The following is a 19,503-nucleotide window of genomic DNA, read 5'->3' as shown; positions in this document are numbered from 1 at the left end:
ACTACCGGTGCGAGAACCAGCTCGCCGCCGGGAGCAGCTTCCCGTCGTAGTCGAACACCGCCTGGTTCTCCCACGCGTTGCCCGACGAGGGGTCGGCCGGGTCCCAGCCGCTGCCGGTGACCGCGGTCCAGGCCGGCTCCCAGTAGACGGCGCCGAGCCCGCGGCCGTTCGGGACGGCCTCGACGACGTTCATGACGTCGCGGAGGTTGGCGGCCTGGCCGGCCGGCGTCGCCGGGTAGCCGGTGACCAGCTGGGAGGCGGTGGCCACGTTGTTCTCCAGGCCGTCGTCGTCCGCGAGCGTGTGGGCGTACGCGGTCTCGGCGACGAGCACCGGCTTTCCGTACCGGGAGGCGGTGTCGTCGAGGTTGGTCTGCAGCTCGGACAGCGAGCCGTGCCAGTAGCCGTAGTAGGAAAGGGCGATGACGTCGAAGGGGACGCCCTGCGACACGGCGTTGTCGAACCACCAGCGGGTGCCGGCGTTGTCGCCGCCCTTGGCGAGGTGCAGTGCCACCTTCGTACCGGAGGAGACGGCCTTCGCGGCGTTGGCTCCGGAGGTCAGGAGGCCGCCCAGCTGGGACCAGTTGTCCGTGGACCCCTCGGGCCACAGCATTCCGGCGTTGGTCTCGTTGCCGATCTGCACCATGTCGGCGGTGGTGCCCTGGGCCTTCAGCGCGTTCAGCACGTCGTACGTGTGGTTGTAGACGTCGGTGCGGAGCTGGCTGTAGCTGTGGCCGGCCCAGGCGGCGGGCTTGACCTGCTTGCCGGGGTCGGCCCAGGCGTCGGAGTAGTGGAAGTCGATGAGCGTCTTCATGCCGAGTGCCTTGGCGCGCTTGGCCATGGCGAGCACACGGGCCTTGTTGTTGTAGCCGTCGGCCGGGTTCACCCAGACCTTGAGGCGCACGTAGTTCATCCCGGAGTTCTTGAGGATGGTCATCGCGTCGCCGGCCGTACCGCTCGCGTTGCGGTACACCGCGCCGTGCGCCTCGTTCTTCGGGAGGGTGGAGAGGTCGCCGCCCTTGACGCTCAGCCCGGTGGTGCCCTGGGTGAACGTGATGTCGTCGAAGTTGGCCCACTCCCCCGCGTGCGCGTCGGAGTTGAGGCTGATCGTGCAGGCCCCTCCGGTCACCTTGACGGAGGTGACGAGCCGGATCCAGGCGCCGTCGGCCGTGGGCGGCAGGTCGGTGCGCTGCTCTGCGCCGCCGCAGTTGCGCAGGGCTATGTAGGCGGAGTTCTGGCCGCCGCCCGAACGGACCCAGGCGCTGAGGGTGTACGTACCGTCGGTGAGGCCGGAGAGGTACTGGTAGGTCTCGACCTTGTACGCCGAGGCGGACCAGTGGCTGAGCCTGGTGCTGCCGGCGTGGCCGCCCGCCTCGGTGAAGGAGGCGGCGGACTGCCCGCCCGCCGAGTAGGTCGACCAGCCGGTGCTGCCCGATTCGAAACCGGGGTTGGCGGGGGTGGTGGCCGCGTGGGCGGCCTGGGCGGGGAGGGCGGCGAACAGCAGGCCGGAGAGTGCGGCCACCGTTCCTGCGGCTCTGCGGGTGTGCGTCGTTCCGTACATCGTCGATGTCCCTTCGACAGTTGTGCGGGTTAACGGGGGATGTGTGTGCGGGTCCTGCGGGGGTTCTCGGTGCGCCTCAGCCGTCGAGCCGTACGACGCGCACCGCGCCCGCCGGGACGGCGAGGGAGTGCGCGGCGGGCTCGCCGGTGAGGAGTTCGGTGCCGGGGGCGTCCAGCGCCACCTCGGTGTCGGTGCCGGTGTGGTTGATCGCGAAGAGGTACGTGCCGTTGTCCCCGGTGCGCCGTACGACCTCGACGTCATGGGTGAGGCCGGTGCGCGGTGCGATGGCGGCGTCGGCGCAGGCACGGTCGAGGACGGCGTCCAGGTGGGGGCCGGAGAGCCGGGTGGAGACGTACCAGGCGGTGCCCTTGCCGAGCCGGTTGCGGGTGACGGCGGGGCGGCCGGCCGGGATGCCGTCGGCGTACGACCAGACGGTCTCGGCGCCGCGTGGGATCACCACGTCCGTCCAGAGGTCCCCGGTCAGTTCCGGTCCTTCGGGCGCGCCCTCGGGAGTGATCAGGCGGACCGTTTCGCCTTCGCCGAGCGGGGAGAACTCCTCGATCGTCAGGCCCAGGACGTCCCGCAGCGCGCCCGGGTAGGGGCCGGGGTGCACGGCGTCGTTGGTGTCGACGATGCCGGAGAAGTACGAGACGACGAGGGTGCCGCCGTTCTCGACGTAGCGGCGCAGGTTGCGGCCGGTCTCCTCGGTGGCGAGGTAGAGGGCGGGGACGACGACGAGGGGGTACGCGGACAGGTCGGCGTCCGGGTGCGCGAAGTCGACGGTGAGGTGGCGGTCGTAGAGCGAGGCGTAGAACGTGTCGGCGCGCTCGCGGGCGTCGTGCTCCTCGCTGGGGCGCCACTCCAGGGCCTGCGCCCACCAGGACTGCCAGTCCCAGAGCATCGCGGCGTCGGCGACGGTACGGGTGCCCCGGATGCCCTCCAGCAGGCCGAGGCCGGCGCCGAGCGCCGTCACCTCGCGCCAGACGCGGGAGTCGGTGCCGGCCTGCGGGACCATCGCGGAGTGGAACTTCTCGGCGCCGCGCCGGGACTGGCGCCACTGGAAGAACATCGCACCCTCGGAGCCTCGGGCGACGTGGGCGAGGCTGTTGCGGGCCATTTCGCCGGGGCGCTTGGCGGGGTTGCGGGGCTGCCAGTTGACGCCGCTGGTGGAGTGCTCCAGGAGCAGCCAGGGGGCGCCGCCCGCCACCGAGCGGGTGAGGTCGGCGGCCATGGCGAGGTTGACGTGGGTGCGGCGGCCGTCGGTGATCAGGTAGTGGTCGTTGGTGACGATGTCGACCTCGCGGCCCCAGGCCCAGTAGTCGACCGAGTCGCACTGGCTGAGGGCCGTCATGAAGTTGGTGGTGACGGGGACGCCGGGGGCGAGCCGGTGCAGGATGTCGCGTTCGGCGGTGAAGTTCTCGCGCATGGTGGCGTCGGCGAAGCGGGCGTAGTCCAGCTGCTGGGCGGGGTTGCCCACCGTGGGGGTGGTGCGGGGCGGTTCGATCTCGTCGAGGGTGCGGTAGCGCTGGCCCCAGAAGTTGGTGCCCCAGGCCTCGTTGACCGCTTCGACGGAGCCGTGCCGGCCGGTGAGCCAGCGGCGGAAGTGGGCGGCGCAGTTGTCGCAGTAGCAGGCGCTGACGGGGACGCCGTACTCGTTGTGGACGTGCCACATCGCGAGCGCCGGGTGGTTCGCGTACCGGCGGGCGAGCTGTTCGGTGATGTTCGCGGCGGCCGCACGGTACGGGGCCGAGCTGTGGCAGATCGCGCCGCGTGATCCGAAGGCGTAGCGGACCCCGTCGCGGCTGACCGGGAGGGCCTCGGGGTGGGCGCGGTAGAACCAGGCGGGCGGGGCGACGGTGGGGGTGCCGAGGTCGGCGCGGATGCCGTTGACGTGCAGCAGGTCCAGGAGGCGGTCGAGCCATCCGAAGTCGTAGCTGCCCGGTTCGGGTTCCAGCAGCGCCCAGGAGAAGATCCCGACGCTGACCATGGTGACGCCGGCTTCCCGCATCAGGCGCACGTCCTCGTGCCAGACCTCCTCGGGCCACTGCTCGGGGTTGTAGTCGCCGCCGAAGGCCAGCTTGTGCAGACCGAGCGGGGTGGCAGCGGACGCTGAGTGCGGCATGGACGTCTCCTGGCTCTTTGGAACAACTTCTGGGAACGTGCACACACACTCGTGGCGACGCAGGGCCAACATAACCGCACAGCAACAACCATTGACAAGTGTCGGTTTCGTTTCTCTACTGTGAACGCTCACAGCGTCCGATCGGCCGGTCAGCCGATGCGCCCGCCCGTCTCGTCAGGGGAGAAACCATGAAATACCGCTCTGTCGCGGTGACCACCGCCGCCGCACTCGCCGCCGGCGCCCTGCTCTCGGGCTGCGGCTCCTCGGACGACGGGGGCGACGAGCCGGCCGCCTCCGGACCCGCCTCGCTGACCTACTGGGCCTGGGCTCCCGGCCTGGACAAGGTCGCGGACATCTGGAACAAGGGCCCGGGCAAGGAAGCCGGCATCACGGTCACGGTGAAGAAGCAGGCGTCGGGCGACGACCTCGTCACCAAGATCATCACGGCGGCCAAGGCGCACAAGGCCCCCGACCTGGTCCAGGCCGAGTACCAGGCGCTTCCCACCCTGGTCTCCAACGACGTCCTCGCCGACATATCCAAGGAGGCGGGCGACGCGAAGAGCGCCTTCGCGGACGGGGTCTGGCAGCAGACCACCCTGGGCTCCGACGCCCTGTACGCCCTGCCGCAGGACTCGGGCCCGCTGATGTTCTACTACCGCCAGGACCTCTTCAAGCAGTACGGCCTGACCGTGCCCACCACCTGGGACGAGTTCGCCGAGACCGCCCGCGCGCTGAAGAAGAAGGCGCCGGACAAGGACCTCACGACCTTCTCCTCCAACGACTCCGGCCTCTTCGCGGGCCTCGCCCAGCAGGCCGGCGCCAAGTGGTGGACCACCGGCGGCGACAAGTGGAAGGTCGCGATCGACGACCCCGCCACGCAGAAGGTCGCCGACTTCTGGGGCGGCCTCGTCAAGGAGGGCGCCATCGACAACCAGCCGATGTACACCCCGGCCTGGAACAAGGCGCTCAACACCGGCAAGCAGGTGGCCTGGGTCAGCGCCGTCTGGGCACCGGGCACCCTGACCACCGCGGCACCGGAGACGAAGGGCAAGTGGGCGATGGCCCCGCTCCCCCAGTGGACGGCCGGCGAGAACGTCACCGGCAGCTGGGGCGGATCCTCCACCGCGGTCACCAACGACTCCAAGAACAAGAAGGCCGCGGCCACCTTCGCGAAGTGGCTGAACACGGACCCGGCCGCGCTCGCCGCGCTCGTCAAGGAGAGCGGCATCTACCCCGCCGCGACGGCCGCCCAGACCGGTGGGGCGCTCGCCCAGGCCCCGGACTACTTCTCCAACCAGCCCGACTTCTACACCGAGGCCGCCAAGATCGCCCAGGGCACCGCCCCGGCAGCCTGGGGCCCGAACGTGAACGTCGCGTACACCGCGTTCAAGGACAACTTCGCGCAGGCCGCCAAGACCAAGTCGGACTTCGGTCCCGCGCTGACCGCGATGCAGGACGCCACCGTCGCCGATCTCAAGAAGCAGGGCTTCGGAGTCTCCGAGTGACACGCGCACCCCGCAGGAGGCCGTACGGGGTCAAGAGCGCCCCGTACGCCTTCCTGATACCCGCAACAGTCCTCTTCCTTCTCTTCTTCGCCCTGCCCATCGGGTACGCGCTGTACCTCAGCTTCCGCAGGACCGAGGTCAAGGGGCTCGGCCTGGGCAAGGGCGCCCGGGACGAGATCTGGGCCGGACTGGCCAACTACACCGACGCGCTCTCCGACTCGGAGCTGTTGCACGGAGCACTGCGCATCCTCGGGTACGGCGCGATCGTCGTCCCGGTGATGCTGGGGCTCGCCCTGCTGTTCGCCCTGCTGCTGGACACCGAACGGGTCCGGCTGCGCGGCTTCACCCGGCTGGCGATCTTCCTGCCGTACGCGATCCCGGGTGTCATCGCGGCGCTGATGTGGGGCTTCCTCTACCTGCCCGACGTCAGTCCCTTCCTCTACCTGCTCGACAAGGCGGGGCTGCCGCAGCCGGACCTCCTGGACGGCGGCCCGCTGTACCTCTCCCTGGCGAACATCGCGGTGTGGGGCGGCACCGGCTTCAACATGATCGTGATCTACACGTCGCTGCGGGCCATCCCCGTCGAGATCTTCGAGGCCGCGCGCCTCGACGGCTGCTCGCAGCTGCAGATCGCGCTGCGGATCAAGATCCCGATGGTGGCGCCCTCACTGATCCTGACCTTCTTCTTCTCGATCATCGCGACGCTCCAGGTGTTCAGCGAGCCCACCACGCTGAAGCCGCTGACCAACTCGCTCTCCACCACCTGGAGTCCGCTGATGAAGGTCTACCAGGACGCCTTCGTCAACAACGACATCTACGCGGCGGCGGCGCAGGCGGTCATCATCGCCCTGGCCACGCTGGCCCTGTCCTTCGGCTTCCTCAAGGCGGCCAACTCCCGTACGAAGCAGGGAGACTCCCGATGAGTACGCAGTCCCTTGCCACCGGCCCCCGCCGTTTCCCGCTCGTCCCGACGGCCGCGCTGCTCCTCGGCGCCCTGTACTGCCTGCTGCCCGTCCTGTGGGTCCTGGTCGCCTCGACCAAGTCCGGCAGCGAGCTGTTCTCCACCTTCACCTTCCTGCCCGGCTCCGGCTTCTCCGACAACGTCGCCGACCTCACGGAGTACCGCGACGGCGTGTACTGGAAGTGGATGGCCAACTCCGCCTTCTACGCCGGGGTGGGCGCCCTGCTGTCCACGGCGGTGTCCGCGGTCTCCGGGTACGCGCTGGCCGTGTACCGCTTCCGCGGGAAGGAGACCGTCTTCAACATCCTGCTGGCCGGGGTGCTGATGCCGCCGGTGATCCTCGCCGTGCCGCAGTACCTGCTGCTCGCCAAGGCGGACATGACCGACTCGTACCTGTCGGTGCTGCTGCCGGTGATCCTCTCCCCGTACGGCGTCTACCTGGCCCGCATCTACGCCGCGGCGGCCGTGCCCGCCGATGTGGTCGAGGCCGGGCGCATGGACGGCGGCGGCGAGTGGCGGATCTTCCGGACCATCGCGCTGCCGATGATGCTGCCGGGACTGGTGACGGTGTTCCTGTTCCAGTTCGTGGCGGTCTGGAACAACTTCCTGCTCCCCTACATCATGCTCGGCGACGACGAGAAGTTCCCGGTGACCCTGGGTCTCTACACGCTGCTGCAGCAGGGCGCGACCACCCCCGCGCTCTACACCCTGGTCATCACCGGGGCGCTGCTGGCGATCATTCCGCTGATCGCCCTGTTCCTCGTGATCCAGCGGTTCTGGAGCCTCGACCTGCTCTCCGGCGCCGTAAAGTCCTGACAGCTCCTCAACAGGGCTTCCCTTGATGAAAGATCAAGCAAAATGAGCCGCACAGAACAGAACGGCGCGGGACGGCGCCGGCCGCCGACGATCCACGATGTCGCGCGGGAGGCCGGAGTATCCCGGGGCACGGTCTCCCGCGTGCTCAACGGCGGCCACAACGTCAGCCCCGCCGCCCTCGACGCGGTCAACTCCGCCATACACAAGACCGGGTACACCGTGAACCGGCATGCCCGGTCGCTGATCACCGGTCGTTCCGACTCCGTGGCGTTCCTGCTGACCGAGCCGCAGGAGCGGTTCTTCGAGGACCCGAACTTCAACGTCCTGCTGCGCGGCTGCACCACAGCGCTCGCCGCGCACGACATCCCGCTGCTGCTGATGATCGCGGGAACGGAGGCGGAGCGCCGCCGGAACATGCGGTACATCGCCGGTCACGTGGACGGGGTGCTGCTGGTTTCCAGCCACTCCGGCGACCCGGTCGCCGCCCAGCTGCACGAGGCGGGCGTGCCGCTGGTCGCCTGCGGGAAGCCGCTCGGGCAGGGCTCGAAGGTCAGCTACGTGGCGGCGGCCGACCGGGACGGCGCACGGGACATGGTGCGGTTCCTGTACGAGTCCGGGCGCCGCCGGATCGCCACCGTCACCGGCCCGCTGGACACCCCCGGCGGCGTGGAGCGGCTGGCGGGTTACCGCGAGACGCTCGCCGAATGCGGGCTGTCCTTCGACGAGGCGCTGGTCGTGCCGGGCGACTACAGCCGTGCGGGCGGTCAGGCCGCGGCATCGCTCCTGCTGGAGCGCGCACCGGACATCGACGCGGTGTTCGTGGCGTCCGACCTGATGGCGCAGGGGGTGCTGACCGCCATGGAGCAGGCGGGCCGACGCGTCCCGCAGGACATCGCGGTCGGCGGTTTCGACGACTCGCCCGCGGCGCTCGCGGCCCGTCCCGCACTGACGACGGTCCGCCAGCCCTGGGACCGGATCAGCTCCGAGATGGTTCGGGTGCTGCTGGCGCAGATCGGCGGGGAGGATCCGGCCGCGGTCATCCTGCCCACCGAACTGGTCCGCCGGGAGTCGGCGTGACGCCGTCGAGCGGGCCCTGCACCTCTCGGTGATCACGCGTCGCCCCTGACGGGTTCGCCCGTCAGGGGCCGAAGTACGCGGTGCGGCAGCCGGTCGGTTACCGGTCCTGCAGCGCCGGGTAGTCGGTGTAGCCCTTGGCCTCGCCGCCGAAGAATGTCGACGGGTCCGGAGTGTTGAACGGCCCGCCGGCCTTCAGCCGGGCCGGCAGGTCCGGGTTGGCGAGGAACAGCACGCCGTAGGAGATGAGGTCCGCGATCCCGTCGTCGATCACCGTGTGGTGCTCCGGTCCGGTCGGCCCGTCGGTGAGCACGTTGAGGACCACGGTTCCGGAGAACTGCTTGCGCAGCGCGAGCGTCAGCTCACGGATCTCGACCTGCTCCAGGATGTGCAGGTAGGCGAGCCCGAGCGGTTCGAGCTCCGCGACGAGCGCGGTGTAGACGGCGTCGGGGGCGGGCTCCTCGATGCCGTTGTACGGGTTTCCGGGCGAGATGCGCAGCCCGGTGCGCTCCGCGCCGATCTCTGCGACGACGGCCTTGGCGACCTCGACGGCGAACCGGATGCGGGCCTGCTCGGAACCGCCCCACTCGTCGGTGCGCAGGTTGGTGTTCGGTGCGAGGAACTGGTGGATCAGGTAGCCGTTGGCGCCGTGCAGCTCGACCCCGTCGAACCCTGCGTCGACGGCGTTGCGGGCGGCCGTGACGAAGTCCCCGATGGTCGCCCGGATCTCGGCGTCGGTCAGCTCACGCGGCTCGACGAAGTCCTTCGGGCCCACCTGGGTGTAGACCTGGCCGGGCGCCGCGACCGGGGAGGGGGCGACCGGGGTGAGTCCGTCCGGCAGCAGTACGGGGTGGCCGATCCGGCCCGCGTGCATGATCTGGGCGAAGATGCGCCCGCCGGCCTCGTGGACGGAGTCGGTGACCCTGCGCCACGAGGCGACCTGCTCGGCACTGTGTAGTCCGGGGGTGCTGGGGTAGCCCTGGCCCACCACCGACGGCTGGATGCCCTCGGTGATGATCAGTCCGGCCGAGGCCCGCTGGGTGTAGTACTCGACGACGAGATCGGTGGCCGTACCGCCGTCACCGGCCCGGCTGCGGGTCATCGGCGCGAGCGCGATGCGGTTGGCGAGCTGCGTACCGGAGAGGTCGATGGGGTCGAACACGGTGGTCATGGGAGCTCCCGGGGGATTTACATGGTCGGCCAAGTAATTATCTCCGCGCCACTGTAACCCATTAATTGGCCGACCAAGGTAAAGTTCATGGAGACGTCATGGACCAGCGACGTCGCGGACCAGCCAACGGAAACGACAGGGCAGCACCACCGCCCCGAGGAGTCCCGATGAAGGCCGACAGCACGGCCCCCGCAGATCCCGTCTGTGCCGAGGCGCTGCCCAGCGCCGCCCGCGGCGGGCCCGTCAGCCATGCCGTTTCGCGCATCGCCAGGCTGCACCGGATCGCGGCGGGCAGGCTGCTCAAGGGGCTCGGCCTCTATCCCGGCCAGGAACTCCTGATGATGCATCTGTGGGACGGCGGGGCTGTCCGCCAGTCGGAGCTCATCAAGGCCGTGGACCTCGACCCGTCCACCGTCACCAAGATGCTCCAGCGGCTCGACCAGGCCGGGCACGTGCGCCGCCGCCCCGACCCGGACGACCGGCGGGCCGTCCTGGTCGAGGCCACCGTGGACAGCTGCGGGCTCCACGCCTCGGTGCGGGACGCCTGGTCCAGCCTGGAGGAGCACACGCTCGCGGGACTGGACCCGGCGGAGCGCACGGAGCTGGCCAGGCTCCTGGCCAAGGTCGAGGCGAACCTCTGCCAGGAGACCGAGGGGTGTCCCGGCCCGGAGTGACCGGTTCGGGACGGCCGTTTCAGCCCGAGAGCACGTCCAGCGCACGGTCCACGTCGGCCTCGGTGTTGTACAGGTGGAACGCCACTCGTAGATTCCCCGCCCGGTCCGAGACCATGACCCCCGCCCGCGTCAGCTCGGCCAGACGGCTGCCGAGTCCCGGCACGGCGACGATGGCCGACTCCCCCGGTACCGCCTCGTGCCCGATCCCGGCCAGTCCGTCGCGGAAGAGGGCTGCGAGCCCGGTGGCATGGGCGTACAGCGCGTCGACTCCGACCTCCGCCAGCAGCTCCAGGGAGCGCTCCGCGCCGTGGTACGCGAGGAAGGCGGCCGGTTCGTCGAAGCGCCGTGCGGTGACGGCCAGTTGCCCGACCGGCCCGTACGTGCTGTTCCAGCGGTCCTCGGCCGAGACCCAGCCCGCGTACAGCACGGGGATCGTTTCCTGCGCCTCCTCGGTCACGGTCAGGAACGACGCGCCCCGGGGGCACAGCAGGAACTTGAAGCCTCCCGTGACCGTGTAGTCGTACGCCCCGGCGTCCAGCGGCAGCCAGCCCGCGGACTGGCTGGCGTCGAGCAGGGTCCGCGCGCCGTGCGCATCGGCCGCCGCCCGGACGGCGTCCAGGTCGGCGACCCTGCCGTCGGCGGACTGGACGGCGGAGAAGGCGACGAGCGCGGTCTCCGGCCGTACGGACTCGGCCAGCTCCCCCAGCGGGACGTACCGCATCTTCAGGTCACCGCGGACGGCGAACGGGCTGACGACCGAGCTGAACTCGCCCTCCGGGGCGAGGACCTCGGAGCCCGGCGCCAGCGAGGCCGCGACCAGCCCCACATGGGCGGCGACGGAGCTGCCGGTGGCGACCCGGTCGGGAGCGACACCGGCGAGCCGGGCGAAGCCGGCCCGGGCGGCGTCCACCGACTCGAAGCTGCCGGCACCGGCCCGGCGGCCCGTGGCGTTGTCGTCGGCCAGTTCCTTGACCGCCTCGACGGTCCGGCGGGGCAGCAGACCGCAGCTGGACGTGTTGAGGTAGGTGGTCTCCGGTGCGAACTCGGCGGCTGTGACCTGGTGAATCGTAGACGTCTCCATGCGTCCACCCTGTCCGCCCCTCAACCCCTCGTCAATCACGAAGAGTTGAGGGGCAGACCCAAGAAGTGCTTATGCGTGCCCGTCGGAGGCGCCCTGGGGGACCTCGCAGGCCCCGTCCGCGTCGCAGGCCTCGGCGTCGCCGCCGAGGGTGGTGAGCGCGCTGACCGGACGGTCCTTCCACGCCCGCTCCAGCGCCTGGACGAAGACCTCCGAGGGCTGGCCGCCGGAGATTCCGTAGCGCCGGTCGAACACGAAGAACGGCACCGCGTTGGCGCCCAGCTCGGCCGCCTCACGCTCGTCGGCCCGCACCTCGTCGGCGTACGCCTCGGGGTCGGCGAGCACCGCCAGCGACTCCTCCCGGTCGAGCCCCGCCTCCACGGCGAGGTCGGCCAGCACCGCGTCGTCGAAGACCGAGCGCTCCTCGGCGAAGTTCGCCCGGTAGGCGAGGCTCAGCAGCTCGTCCTGGCGACCGCGCGCCTTGGCCAGGTGCAGCAGCCGGTGGATGTCGAAGGTGCTGCCGTGGTCACGCCCCTCGGAGCGGTAGCCGAGCCCTTCGGACTGCGCGTTCGCCGCGACATTCGCCTCCATGCCGCGGGCCTCCTCGGGGGTGCGCCCGTACTTCTGCGCCAGCATGTCGATCACCTTCTCGGTGTCGCCCTTGGCACGCCCGGGGTCGAGCTCGAAGGAGCGGTGCACCACCTCGACCTCGTCACGGTGGGCGAACTCGGCCAGGCCCTTCTCGAAGCGCGCCTTCCCGATGTAGCACCAGGGGCAGGCGATGTCGCTCCAGATCTCGACGCGCATGACTCTTCTTCTCTCCAGCTCTGCCGTACGGGTGCGGAGCCACCCTCCGCCGCCCGTTCAACGTTCAACGGCGACGGCTGATTCCCGGTATCCATTGGGCCGGAACCTGACCTGATTGCTTCCTGGCCTGTCCGCATGACACCTGAGACCGAGAGCGTCCTGACCGCTCTGCGCGATGCGCGGCGACTCCTCCTCATCACCGTGCGGGACATCACCGACACGCAGGTCGCGGAGCGTTCCACCGCGAGCGAGCTGACGCTCGGAGGCATCCTCAACCACCTCACCCAGGGCGAGCGGGTCTGGACGCACATCATGACCGACACCAGCGGCCGGACCCCGGACGGGATGTGGGACATGACCCAGTACCTGGCACCTGAGGGCGCAACCGTCGACAGCCTGCGCGCCGCCTATGCCGAATCCGCGCGTGCCACGGACGAGGCGTACGCGAAGGCGGATCCGGACGCGGAGGTACGCCTGCCGGAGGCGCCCTGGGAGCCGGGCGTCGTGCACCACTGGCCGGTGCGCCGGATCCTGCTGCACCTCCTCCAGGAGACGGCCCAGCACGCCGGGCACGCGGACATCATCCGGGAGTCGCTCGACGGCGCGAGCAGCACGGCCCGCCGGTGACGGCGCCGCGCGGTCCCGGTGGCGTCGCGGTCACCCGACCCGCGCGGCGACAACCCGCGCACAGTCCAGGGACTCCGTGTGCGTGGTGTCCACCTCGAGGTCGTAGACCACGCCCCGGTGGACCGTCTCCGCCTGCAGGGCGGCCATCCCCTGGGCCCGGTCCCCGCGGGCGACCTCGCGGGCCGCGGCGACCTCACCCTCGCACCTGACGCCGACCCACAGCACGTCCAGTCCGCCCAGGGCCTTCCGCCACCGCTCCTGGGACGCCGCTCCGCCGAGGAAGACGTCGTCGACGATGACCCGGGCGCCCGCGCGGGCCATCGCGGCGACCCCCTCCATCCACGCCGCTTCCAGCTCCCGGAACTGCGAGCCGACATTCACCGCGCCGTCCGCGGCGAATTCGATTCCCGCGTCCGACGTCTGCATGGATGCGGGCATCGCCTCGATCAGCGAGTCGACCGCGGCGGCGAGCCACGGATCCCGCAGTACCGCCTGCAGACACCGGACGATCCCGGACTTGCCCGAGCTGGACCCGCCGTTGAGCACAATCACCTGAGTTGCCATCCTGGCACGGTAGAGGCAGTCCCTTCTCGAACCCACTGGGGTCGTCCCGTACTCAGGTGATGGGATCAAGCCCCAGGGGCGGTACGGAGCCGGAGAACGGCCGCGAACGGCACGAGTGTTAGCTTCTTCGCCATGGCGGGACACCAGGACGAGACCAGGGCGGCCTACGACGGGGTCGTCGAGCTCTATGCGTCGATGTTCGCCAATCGACTGGACACGCAGCCGTTCTCACGGAACATGATCGGCACGTTCGCCGAGCTGGTTCGCGGGACGGGGAACCCGCGGGCAGCCGACATCGGGTGCGGGCCTGGACATCTGACGGCCATGTTGCACGAACTGGGGCTGGACGCCTTCGGGCTCGACCTCTCCCCGGGCATGGTCGACCACGCCCGGCGGGCCCATCCGGCGCTGCGGTTCGATGAGGCGCCGATGGAGGCCCTGCCGGTCGAGGACGGCGCGCTCGGCGGCGTGCTGGCCCACTACTCGGTGATCCATACTCCGCCTGGGGAATTGCCCGCGCTGCTCGCCGAGCAGGTACGTGTTCTGGCACCAGGGGGCCTGTTCCTGGTCTCGTTCTTCGCGACCGACGGACCGGCGCCGGTCCGCTTCGACCACAAGGTGACGCCCGCCTACAGCTGGCCGGTGGACCGGTTCGCAGAGTTGCTGGCCGGGGCCGGGCTCGTCACGTTCGCCCGGCTGATCCACGACCCGGCCTCCGAGCGAGGCTTCCTCGACGCCCACTTGCTGGCCCGCCGTCCCTAAGGGCGTACGCACGATTGCCCTGGGCCGCTGAGCCTACGACCCCTCCGAACCCTCCGTGAACGCGGTGGCGTGGTCGGCGGCCCACTGGCGAAACGTTCGCGGCGCCGTCCCGAGGATGTCGGCCACCGCAGTGGTGACGTACGCGGGCTGTCCGACCGCCGCGCTCCACGCAGCGAGCAGCATGTCGACAACCGAACTGGGCGCTGTGCCCTCGCACAGGCTTCGGAACTCATCCGGCGTCATCTCCTCGAATGCGATCCGGCGCCCCAGGGCGTCACCGATGACGTCCACCTGCGCGGCTTGGGTCAGTGATTCGGGGCCCGTAAGGACGTAGTCGCCTCCGACGTATCCGCCCCGATAGAGCGTCCGCGCCGCGACGGCCGCGACGTCGCGGTCGTCGACCGGTGCCGACTCGGCAGCACCGTAAGGCCACCGGACGACCTCGCCGGCCCGGATCGCGGGCGCCCACCAGGCCAGCGCGTTCGACGCGAACATCCCCGGCCGGATGATCGTCGACTCGAGTCCGGTGGCCGCGATGAGCCGCTCGATGTCGGCGTGCAGCACAGCCATGGGATTGGGCTGCTGGAAGAGGGGGTGCGGCGTCTGATGCGGGGAGGAGAGGAGGACGACCCGCCGCACGTGGGCTGCCAGCCGCTCGACGACTGCCTCGGCGGTCCGAGGCGGGGCGGTCCAGACGAGGAAGACCGCACCGGCGCCGTTCAATGCCCGGTCGAGCGTCTCGGGCACGGTGAGGTCGCCGGTGAAGACCTCGACCTTCGCCGGCAGCGTCGCCGCGGCCTCGGAGCGACGGGTGAGGGCGCGGACCGGCACGCCTGCGTCGAGGAGTTGGTCGATGACGACGCGGCCGACCCGGCCCGTCGCCCCGGTTACGAGCACGGGAGGAATGTCCATCTGGTTCATGCCGCCCATAAAAACGTTACTCGGTTAAAAACTCAACCTGGTAATGAATGTTACGGTGGTCTGATGAGCGAGTCGACGGGACTGCGGGCCCGCAAGAAGGAGCGGACGCGCGACGCCATCGGCGACGCGGCCGTCTCGCTGTTCCTGGAGCACGGCTTCGACCGCGTCTCGGTCAACGACATCGCCGCGGCGGCCGAGATCTCCAAGCCCACCCTCTTCCGGTACTTCCCCACCAAGGAAGACCTGGTGCTGCACCGGTTCGCGGACCACCAAGGAGAGGCGGCACGCGTCGTACGTGACCGCAGGTCCGGCATCAAGCCGGTGACGGCGCTGCACCGGCACTTCCAGGCCGGCCTCGATCGGTACGACCCCGTCACCGGCCTCAACGATCATCCCGAGGTGGTGGCGTTCCATCGACTGGTGTTCACCACGCCGAGCCTGGCGGGACGGCTCACGCGGTACCAGCTCGAGGATGAGGAGGCACTGGCGGACGCCCTCGGCGAAGGCATCCAGGCGCGCCTGCGGGCCGCCCAGGTGCTCGCGGTCCAACGGGTGCTCTCCCGGACCAACTGGCAGAAGATCGCCGACGGCCGAACCGCCCACGACGTTCACCCCGAGGCCGTAGCCGACGCCGACCAGGCATTCAACCAACTGCGGTGACGGGCGACACTCCCAGTCGAAGAAGGTTCCGCAGGCTGGTGCACGCGTTGCCACCGGCCCAGTCAGGCCACTTTCGCGCACTCGAAGCGATTTTCCGCCTGGTGACCACCTTCCCGCGATCATCCCTTGACCTCAATCGAACTTGAGGTCCAACGATGGTGTCCATGACTACACCATCCACGTCACGCGCGGCAGACCTCGAAGCGATCAGCCGGCTCGTCGCCACCGTCGAGCACTCACAGGTGAACAAGGACCCCGAGGAGTTCCTCGGCCTCTTCCACCCGGACGCGATCTGGACGACCGGCCACGGCAAGGTCCTCATCGGCCTCGACGCGATCTCGGAATTCACCCGCAAGGTGCTTCCCTCCTCGGACTGGGACGGCAGGGTCACCTACGAGGTCGCCCACGTACTGTTCATCCGCCCCGACGTCGCGGCGGTAAAGGTCCGTCAGCGCTACCTGACCCCGGACGATGAGAGCGAGGGCGCTCCCCTCTACGTCATCTCCAAGCAGGACGACGGCCGTTGGCTGCTGACCGCCTGCCAGAACACCCCGGTCGTCACCTGATTCCGATCTCCGCCCAGACCGTCTTCCCCGAGGGCGGGAACGGCCTCACGCCCCAGTCCGCGGCGAGCGCGTCGACGACGACCAGCCCGCACCCCCCGCCGGACCGGGCGAGGGCCCGTTCACCACGCGGGTCCGTGACCTCGATGCGCAGCCGCGCACCCGGCAGGAGTACGAGGCCGAGCCGGAAGCCCCGCCCCTCCAGCCGCCCGTGCCGCACGGCGTTGGCCGCCAGTTCGGCGACGACGAGTGCGGCCGCGTCGATGGGTTCGCCGCCGCGCGGCCACCCCCATGCGGCGAGCTGCTCCACGGCGAGCAGCCGGGCGAGGCGCGCACCCCGCCGGGTGGCGCTCAGCAGCTGGGTGAACTGCGGTGCGGGTGTTACCGGTTGGCGCATGCCTGTGTGTACGGATTCGCTCTTCACACCACTCAGCGTGGCCGGGTGACCGTACGCTGACCAGGAGTGACTACGGTACGCAGCGTGCGTGTACCGGTGCGAGTGGTGATCGGTACCGGTCGTCCGCCGTGCGGCACGCGGGACGAACGGGGCCGGCGATGGGGCTGACGGACGCGATCGGGGAGAACGACGACTCGGAGGGCGCGGCGGACCTGTTCCGGGTGGTCGGCCGCCAGGTCCGGCTGCTCCGTGAACGGGCGGGACTCACCCAGCGGGAACTCGGTGAGCGGCTCGGCTACAGCGAGGACCTGGTCCGCTCACTGGAGTGCGGACGCAGGACGCCGCAACCGGAGTTCCTGGACGCGGCGGACGACGCGCTGGGTGCGGGCGGGCTGCTGCGGGCCGCGACGGAGGACGTCACCCGGGCGAAGGCCAGGGCGCGGGTGAAGCATCCGGCGTGGTTCCGGGACTACGCGCGGTTGGAGGCGGATGCGGTGGAGGTCCATGAGTACGGCAGCCATGTCGTGCCGGGCCTTCTGCAGACCGAGGACCACGCGCGGGCCCTTTTCGCTATGCGCAAGCCGCTCCTGGACGATGCGACCATCGAACTTCGGGTCGCCTCACGCATGGATCGTCAGGAGCTCCTGACTCGATGGCCTGCACCGATCCTGACGTGCATCATCGAAGAGGCCGTGCTGCGTCGGCCGATCGGCGGTTCTACGGTGCACAGGGCGCAGCTGGAGAAGCTGCTCGATCTGGGCCGGCTGAGGAGCCTGGAGCTTCAGGTCATGCCGACCGACCGGGTGCAGCATGCCGGTATGGGTGGGCCGTTCATTCTTCTGACACCCAAAGGGCGACCTCAGGTGGCGTACCTGGAGGTTCAGAACATCAGCCGTCTGGTCACCGATCCGGACGAAGTCCGTATCCTGGCCGCACGCTACGGCAGCATCAGGGCACAGGCGCTCAACCCGTCCGAATCCCTCGCTGTCATCAAGGAGTTGCTGGGAGCGGCATGAGTGACATCGGCGCTGTGGACATGACGGCATCCCTCACGTGGGCCAAGAGCACCTACAGCTCCAACGAAGGGGGAGCGTGCGTCGAGGTCACCTCCAGCGGCCCCGCCGTCCTCGTGCGCGACTCGAAGGACGTCACCCGCCCCCACCTGACGGTCTCCCCCGCCCACTGGGCCCGCTTCGTGCGGTTCGCGGCCGACCGCTGAGGGGTGCGCCGCCCGTGTCCGGGCCGCGCACCCCTCACTCACCCGTCGCGGGTCAGATCTTGCCGGCTCCCGCGCCCGCGGTCACCGAGGCCGCGACGGACGAGGCGGGCTCGGCCGTATAGGAGTACGGCGGCGTGGTGAACGAGCCCGTCTGGGAGATCTCGGTGGCCGCGCCGCCGAGATCGTTGCCCCGCTGGACGACGTAGCCGTCCTCGTCGCTGCTGCGGCTGGTCGTGATGGCGACCTTCGTGTTGCGGAAGACGTTGTTCTCGACCAGCATCTGCGCACCCATACGGGAGTGCACGGCGGTGTCCGCGCCCTCGACGTAGTTGTCGTAGAAGTGGCCGGTGCCGAAGCGGAGGCTCGGGATGCGGGAGAAGACGTTCTGGAAGTGGTTGTGGTGGTACGTCACGCGCAGATGGCCCTTGTCCTCGCTCTCGTTGCTGTCGCTGTGCCCGACGAGGCTTCCCTTGAAGTGGTTCTTGAAGGTGTTCCAGGACACGGTGACGTTGTCCGAGGCGTGCGTGATGTCCAGCAGGCCGTCGTAGTAGTCCTTGTCGTGGTCCCGGTCCGCGGAGAAGGAGTTGTGGTCGATCCAGACCTTGGTGGAGTTCTGGACGGTGATGCCGTCGGAGGGGGCGAGCGGCTTGCTGATGTTCAGGTTGCGGATGACGATGTTCGACTCGCTCTTGAGGCGCAGGCCGCCGCCGGTGAATCCGGAGGACGAACCGACGCCGAGCACGGTGGTGTTGGAACCGATGTCGACCTGGCCGCTGAGCGAGATGAGACCGCTCACCTTGACCGTCTTGGCGGTGTCGCCGGTGACGGCCGTCTTGAACGCGGCGAGGCTGCTGACGGTCACCGCGGAGGCGCTGCCGCCGCCGGTGGTGCCCGCGCCGAAGCCCACGGGGCTGGACTCGGCGGCGCCTGCGGAGTTGGGGAGCACCGCGACGGTGAGCGCTGCGACGGTGGAGGCGGCGGCCAGCGCCGTGATACGGCTTCGGCGGCTGCGGAGATGGGTGCGCATGGGGGGCCCTTTCTCGGTACGACTGAGTGCGGGGTGCACTCATGGGTCGCCGCAGGTGGCGCTCAGGTTGCCGGGTCGGGCAGATTAATTCACGTACGTGGAGCCGGACTTGGATATGTGACCCAGGTCGGCTCCCGCTGACGTCCGAAGAAGCATCCGTAGGAGGAGGGCACATTGGAACGGCACGGAAACGTTCTCGCGTTGCTGGACGCCGCAGGCACGTTCTTCAAGCGGGAACGGCTCGCTTTTCCCGGGGCGGGCGAACGTGACTGGGAACGCGCCGCGTCCCTCGATCCGGGCGCACGGGGGCCGGACGGCACGTGGCGGCTGAACTTCTGGTGTTTCGCGATCGAGCGGCCCGGCGGGCGCTGGGTCCTCGTCGACGCGGGTGTCGGGCCGGCCGAGGGTCCGGGCGCCCCGTGGTGCCCGGTACCCGGCCGACTGCCGGAGGCGCTCGCCGAGGCAGGGATCGCACCCGGGGACGTGGAGTCCGTCGTGCTGACCCATCTGCACGAGGATCATGTGGGCTGGTCGACGACGGCGGCCGGGGACCCCATGTTCCCCCGGGCCCGGTACGTCGTCCAGCACGCGGAGACGGCCGCCCTCGACCGGTCGGACCCCGTGTGGAAGTGGGTCGTCGAGCCGCTCCGCGCCACGGGACAGCTCGACGAGGTCCGCGGGGAGCACCGGCTCGGGAGGGGGCTGACCCTCCTCCCCACGCCCGGACACACTCCGGGCCACCAGTCCGTCCTGGTCGAGCAGCCGGGCGGCCGGGACGTCGTCGTCACCGGTGACGCGCTGGTGCACGCCGTCCAGTTGGGCAATCCGGCCGTCGCCTACGCCCACGAGCGCGACCCGGTCACCGCCCGCGCCTCCCGCGAAGCACTGCTGGAGCGGGCCGCGGCGCACCGCGCCCTGCTGGCCCCCGCCCACCTGACTCCGGCGTTCGTCGCACCGTAGGGGCCCGCCCGGGCTACCTCTGGCTCACGCTGCAGAG

General features: G+C 70.1%; 21 protein-coding genes. 12 read left to right on the top strand and 9 right to left on the bottom strand.

Translation table 11 applies throughout. The features are described from left to right. Nucleotide 1 precedes the first annotated feature (1 nt). Both OG257_RS29350 and OG257_RS29345 read right to left on the bottom strand, forming a co-directional pair. Nucleotides 2-1,558, bottom strand: coding sequence for a glycoside hydrolase family 53 protein (locus OG257_RS29350; RefSeq protein ID WP_329212400.1), 1,557 nt, complete (start codon nt 1,556-1,558; stop codon nt 2-4). 76 nt (nt 1,559-1,634) lie between these two features. After that, complete coding sequence (locus OG257_RS29345; RefSeq protein ID WP_329212398.1) at nt 1,635-3,680, bottom strand: beta-galactosidase; 2,046 nt, start codon at nt 3,678-3,680, stop codon at nt 1,635-1,637. A 188-nt stretch (nt 3,681-3,868) separates the two neighbouring features. Here OG257_RS29345 and OG257_RS29340 point away from each other — a divergent pair, with 188 nt between their 5' ends. From OG257_RS29340 to OG257_RS29325, 4 genes are read left to right on the top strand one after another with little or no spacing between them, the layout of a single operon-like run. Next, nucleotides 3,869-5,185, top strand: coding sequence for an ABC transporter substrate-binding protein (locus tag OG257_RS29340; RefSeq protein ID WP_329212396.1), 1,317 nt, complete (start codon nt 3,869-3,871; stop codon nt 5,183-5,185). Then, on the top strand, nt 5,182-6,108 hold the full coding sequence (locus tag OG257_RS29335) for a carbohydrate ABC transporter permease (protein ID WP_329212394.1): 927 nt from the start codon (nt 5,182-5,184) through the stop codon (nt 6,106-6,108). The genes OG257_RS29340 and OG257_RS29335 overlap by 4 nt, the downstream gene beginning before the upstream one ends. Next, entirely contained in the window at nt 6,105-6,962 is an 858-nt protein-coding gene (locus OG257_RS29330) for a carbohydrate ABC transporter permease (RefSeq protein WP_329212391.1), read from the top strand. Before OG257_RS29335 ends, OG257_RS29330 begins: the two co-directional genes overlap by 4 nt. A 42-nt stretch (nt 6,963-7,004) precedes the next feature. Then, nucleotides 7,005-8,039, top strand: coding sequence for a LacI family DNA-binding transcriptional regulator (locus OG257_RS29325; RefSeq protein ID WP_329212389.1), 1,035 nt, complete (start codon nt 7,005-7,007; stop codon nt 8,037-8,039). Between the two features lie 97 nt (nt 8,040-8,136). On the opposite strand, the gene OG257_RS29320 is transcribed toward OG257_RS29325, so the two are convergent. After that, complete coding sequence (locus tag OG257_RS29320) at nt 8,137-9,207, bottom strand: alkene reductase (RefSeq protein WP_329212387.1); 1,071 nt, start codon at nt 9,205-9,207, stop codon at nt 8,137-8,139. A 167-nt stretch (nt 9,208-9,374) separates the two neighbouring features. On the opposite strand from OG257_RS29320, the gene OG257_RS29315 reads away from it, so the two are divergent. Continuing rightward, a complete protein-coding gene (locus OG257_RS29315; protein ID WP_329212385.1) occupies nt 9,375-9,881 on the top strand; it encodes a MarR family winged helix-turn-helix transcriptional regulator in 507 nt (168 codons plus the stop codon). Nucleotides 9,882-9,900: 19 nt separating this feature from the next. Here the strand turns inward: OG257_RS29315 and OG257_RS29310 are convergent, their stop codons facing one another. After that, a complete protein-coding gene (locus OG257_RS29310; RefSeq protein WP_329212383.1) occupies nt 9,901-10,962 on the bottom strand; it encodes an aminotransferase class V-fold PLP-dependent enzyme in 1,062 nt (353 codons plus the stop codon). 69 nt (nt 10,963-11,031) lie between these two features. Then, nucleotides 11,032-11,766: a DsbA family oxidoreductase gene (locus OG257_RS29305; RefSeq protein WP_329212381.1), complete on the bottom strand. Its 735-nt coding sequence runs from the start codon at nt 11,764-11,766 to the stop codon at nt 11,032-11,034. 135 nt (nt 11,767-11,901) lie between these two features. Here OG257_RS29305 and OG257_RS29300 point away from each other — a divergent pair, with 135 nt between their 5' ends. After that, nucleotides 11,902-12,393, top strand: coding sequence for a DinB family protein (locus tag OG257_RS29300; RefSeq protein WP_329212379.1), 492 nt, complete (start codon nt 11,902-11,904; stop codon nt 12,391-12,393). Between the two features lie 30 nt (nt 12,394-12,423). Here the strand turns inward: OG257_RS29300 and cpt are convergent, their stop codons facing one another. Next, the gene (cpt, locus tag OG257_RS29295; protein ID WP_329212377.1) at nt 12,424-12,957 is read right to left on the bottom strand and encodes a chloramphenicol phosphotransferase CPT; all 534 of its coding nucleotides are present in this window, start codon (nt 12,955-12,957) and stop codon (nt 12,424-12,426) included. Between the two features lie 132 nt (nt 12,958-13,089). Between cpt and OG257_RS29290 the strand changes: the two genes are divergently transcribed. Beyond that, nucleotides 13,090-13,719, top strand: coding sequence for a class I SAM-dependent methyltransferase (locus OG257_RS29290; protein ID WP_329212375.1), 630 nt, complete (start codon nt 13,090-13,092; stop codon nt 13,717-13,719). Nucleotides 13,720-13,752: 33 nt separating this feature from the next. Here OG257_RS29290 and OG257_RS29285 read toward each other — a convergent pair whose 3' ends face one another. Next, nucleotides 13,753-14,640 (bottom strand): NAD(P)H-binding protein, encoded by an 888-nt coding sequence (locus OG257_RS29285; RefSeq protein WP_329212373.1) that lies wholly within the window; start codon nt 14,638-14,640, stop codon nt 13,753-13,755. A gap of 63 nt (nt 14,641-14,703) precedes the next feature. Here OG257_RS29285 and OG257_RS29280 point away from each other — a divergent pair, with 63 nt between their 5' ends. Both OG257_RS29280 and OG257_RS29275 read left to right on the top strand, forming a co-directional pair. Further along, nucleotides 14,704-15,300, top strand: coding sequence for a TetR/AcrR family transcriptional regulator (locus tag OG257_RS29280; RefSeq protein ID WP_329212371.1), 597 nt, complete (start codon nt 14,704-14,706; stop codon nt 15,298-15,300). A gap of 155 nt (nt 15,301-15,455) precedes the next feature. Further along, complete coding sequence (locus OG257_RS29275; RefSeq protein ID WP_329212369.1) at nt 15,456-15,866, top strand: SgcJ/EcaC family oxidoreductase; 411 nt, start codon at nt 15,456-15,458, stop codon at nt 15,864-15,866. Here OG257_RS29275 and OG257_RS29270 read toward each other — a convergent pair. Beyond that, nucleotides 15,859-16,260: an ATP-binding protein gene (locus OG257_RS29270; RefSeq protein ID WP_329212367.1), complete on the bottom strand. Its 402-nt coding sequence runs from the start codon at nt 16,258-16,260 to the stop codon at nt 15,859-15,861. The genes OG257_RS29275 and OG257_RS29270 overlap by 8 nt on opposite strands. A gap of 158 nt (nt 16,261-16,418) precedes the next feature. On the opposite strand from OG257_RS29270, the gene OG257_RS29265 reads away from it, so the two are divergent. Together OG257_RS29265 and OG257_RS29260 are read left to right on the top strand one after the other, a co-directional pair. Then, nucleotides 16,419-17,276, top strand: a complete 858-nt coding sequence (locus OG257_RS29265) for a helix-turn-helix domain-containing protein (RefSeq protein WP_329212365.1) — start codon at nt 16,419-16,421, stop codon at nt 17,274-17,276. Further along, entirely contained in the window at nt 17,273-17,479 is a 207-nt protein-coding gene (locus OG257_RS29260; protein WP_329212363.1) for a DUF397 domain-containing protein, read from the top strand. The genes OG257_RS29265 and OG257_RS29260 overlap by 4 nt, the downstream gene beginning before the upstream one ends. A 52-nt stretch (nt 17,480-17,531) precedes the next feature. Here the strand turns inward: OG257_RS29260 and OG257_RS29255 are convergent, their stop codons facing one another. After that, on the bottom strand, nt 17,532-18,506 hold the full coding sequence (locus OG257_RS29255; RefSeq protein WP_329212361.1) for a pectate lyase family protein: 975 nt from the start codon (nt 18,504-18,506) through the stop codon (nt 17,532-17,534). A 174-nt stretch (nt 18,507-18,680) separates the two neighbouring features. Here OG257_RS29255 and OG257_RS29250 point away from each other — a divergent pair, with 174 nt between their 5' ends. Beyond that, on the top strand, nt 18,681-19,466 hold the full coding sequence (locus OG257_RS29250; protein ID WP_329212359.1) for an MBL fold metallo-hydrolase: 786 nt from the start codon (nt 18,681-18,683) through the stop codon (nt 19,464-19,466). The last annotated feature ends 37 nt before the right edge of the window (nt 19,467-19,503 follow it).

The sequence above is a fragment of the Streptomyces sp. NBC_00683 genome (assembly GCF_036226745.1).
In the GTDB taxonomy this organism is placed as follows: domain Bacteria; phylum Actinomycetota; class Actinomycetes; order Streptomycetales; family Streptomycetaceae; genus Streptomyces.
This window is presented reverse-complemented; position numbering and strand designations above follow the sequence as displayed.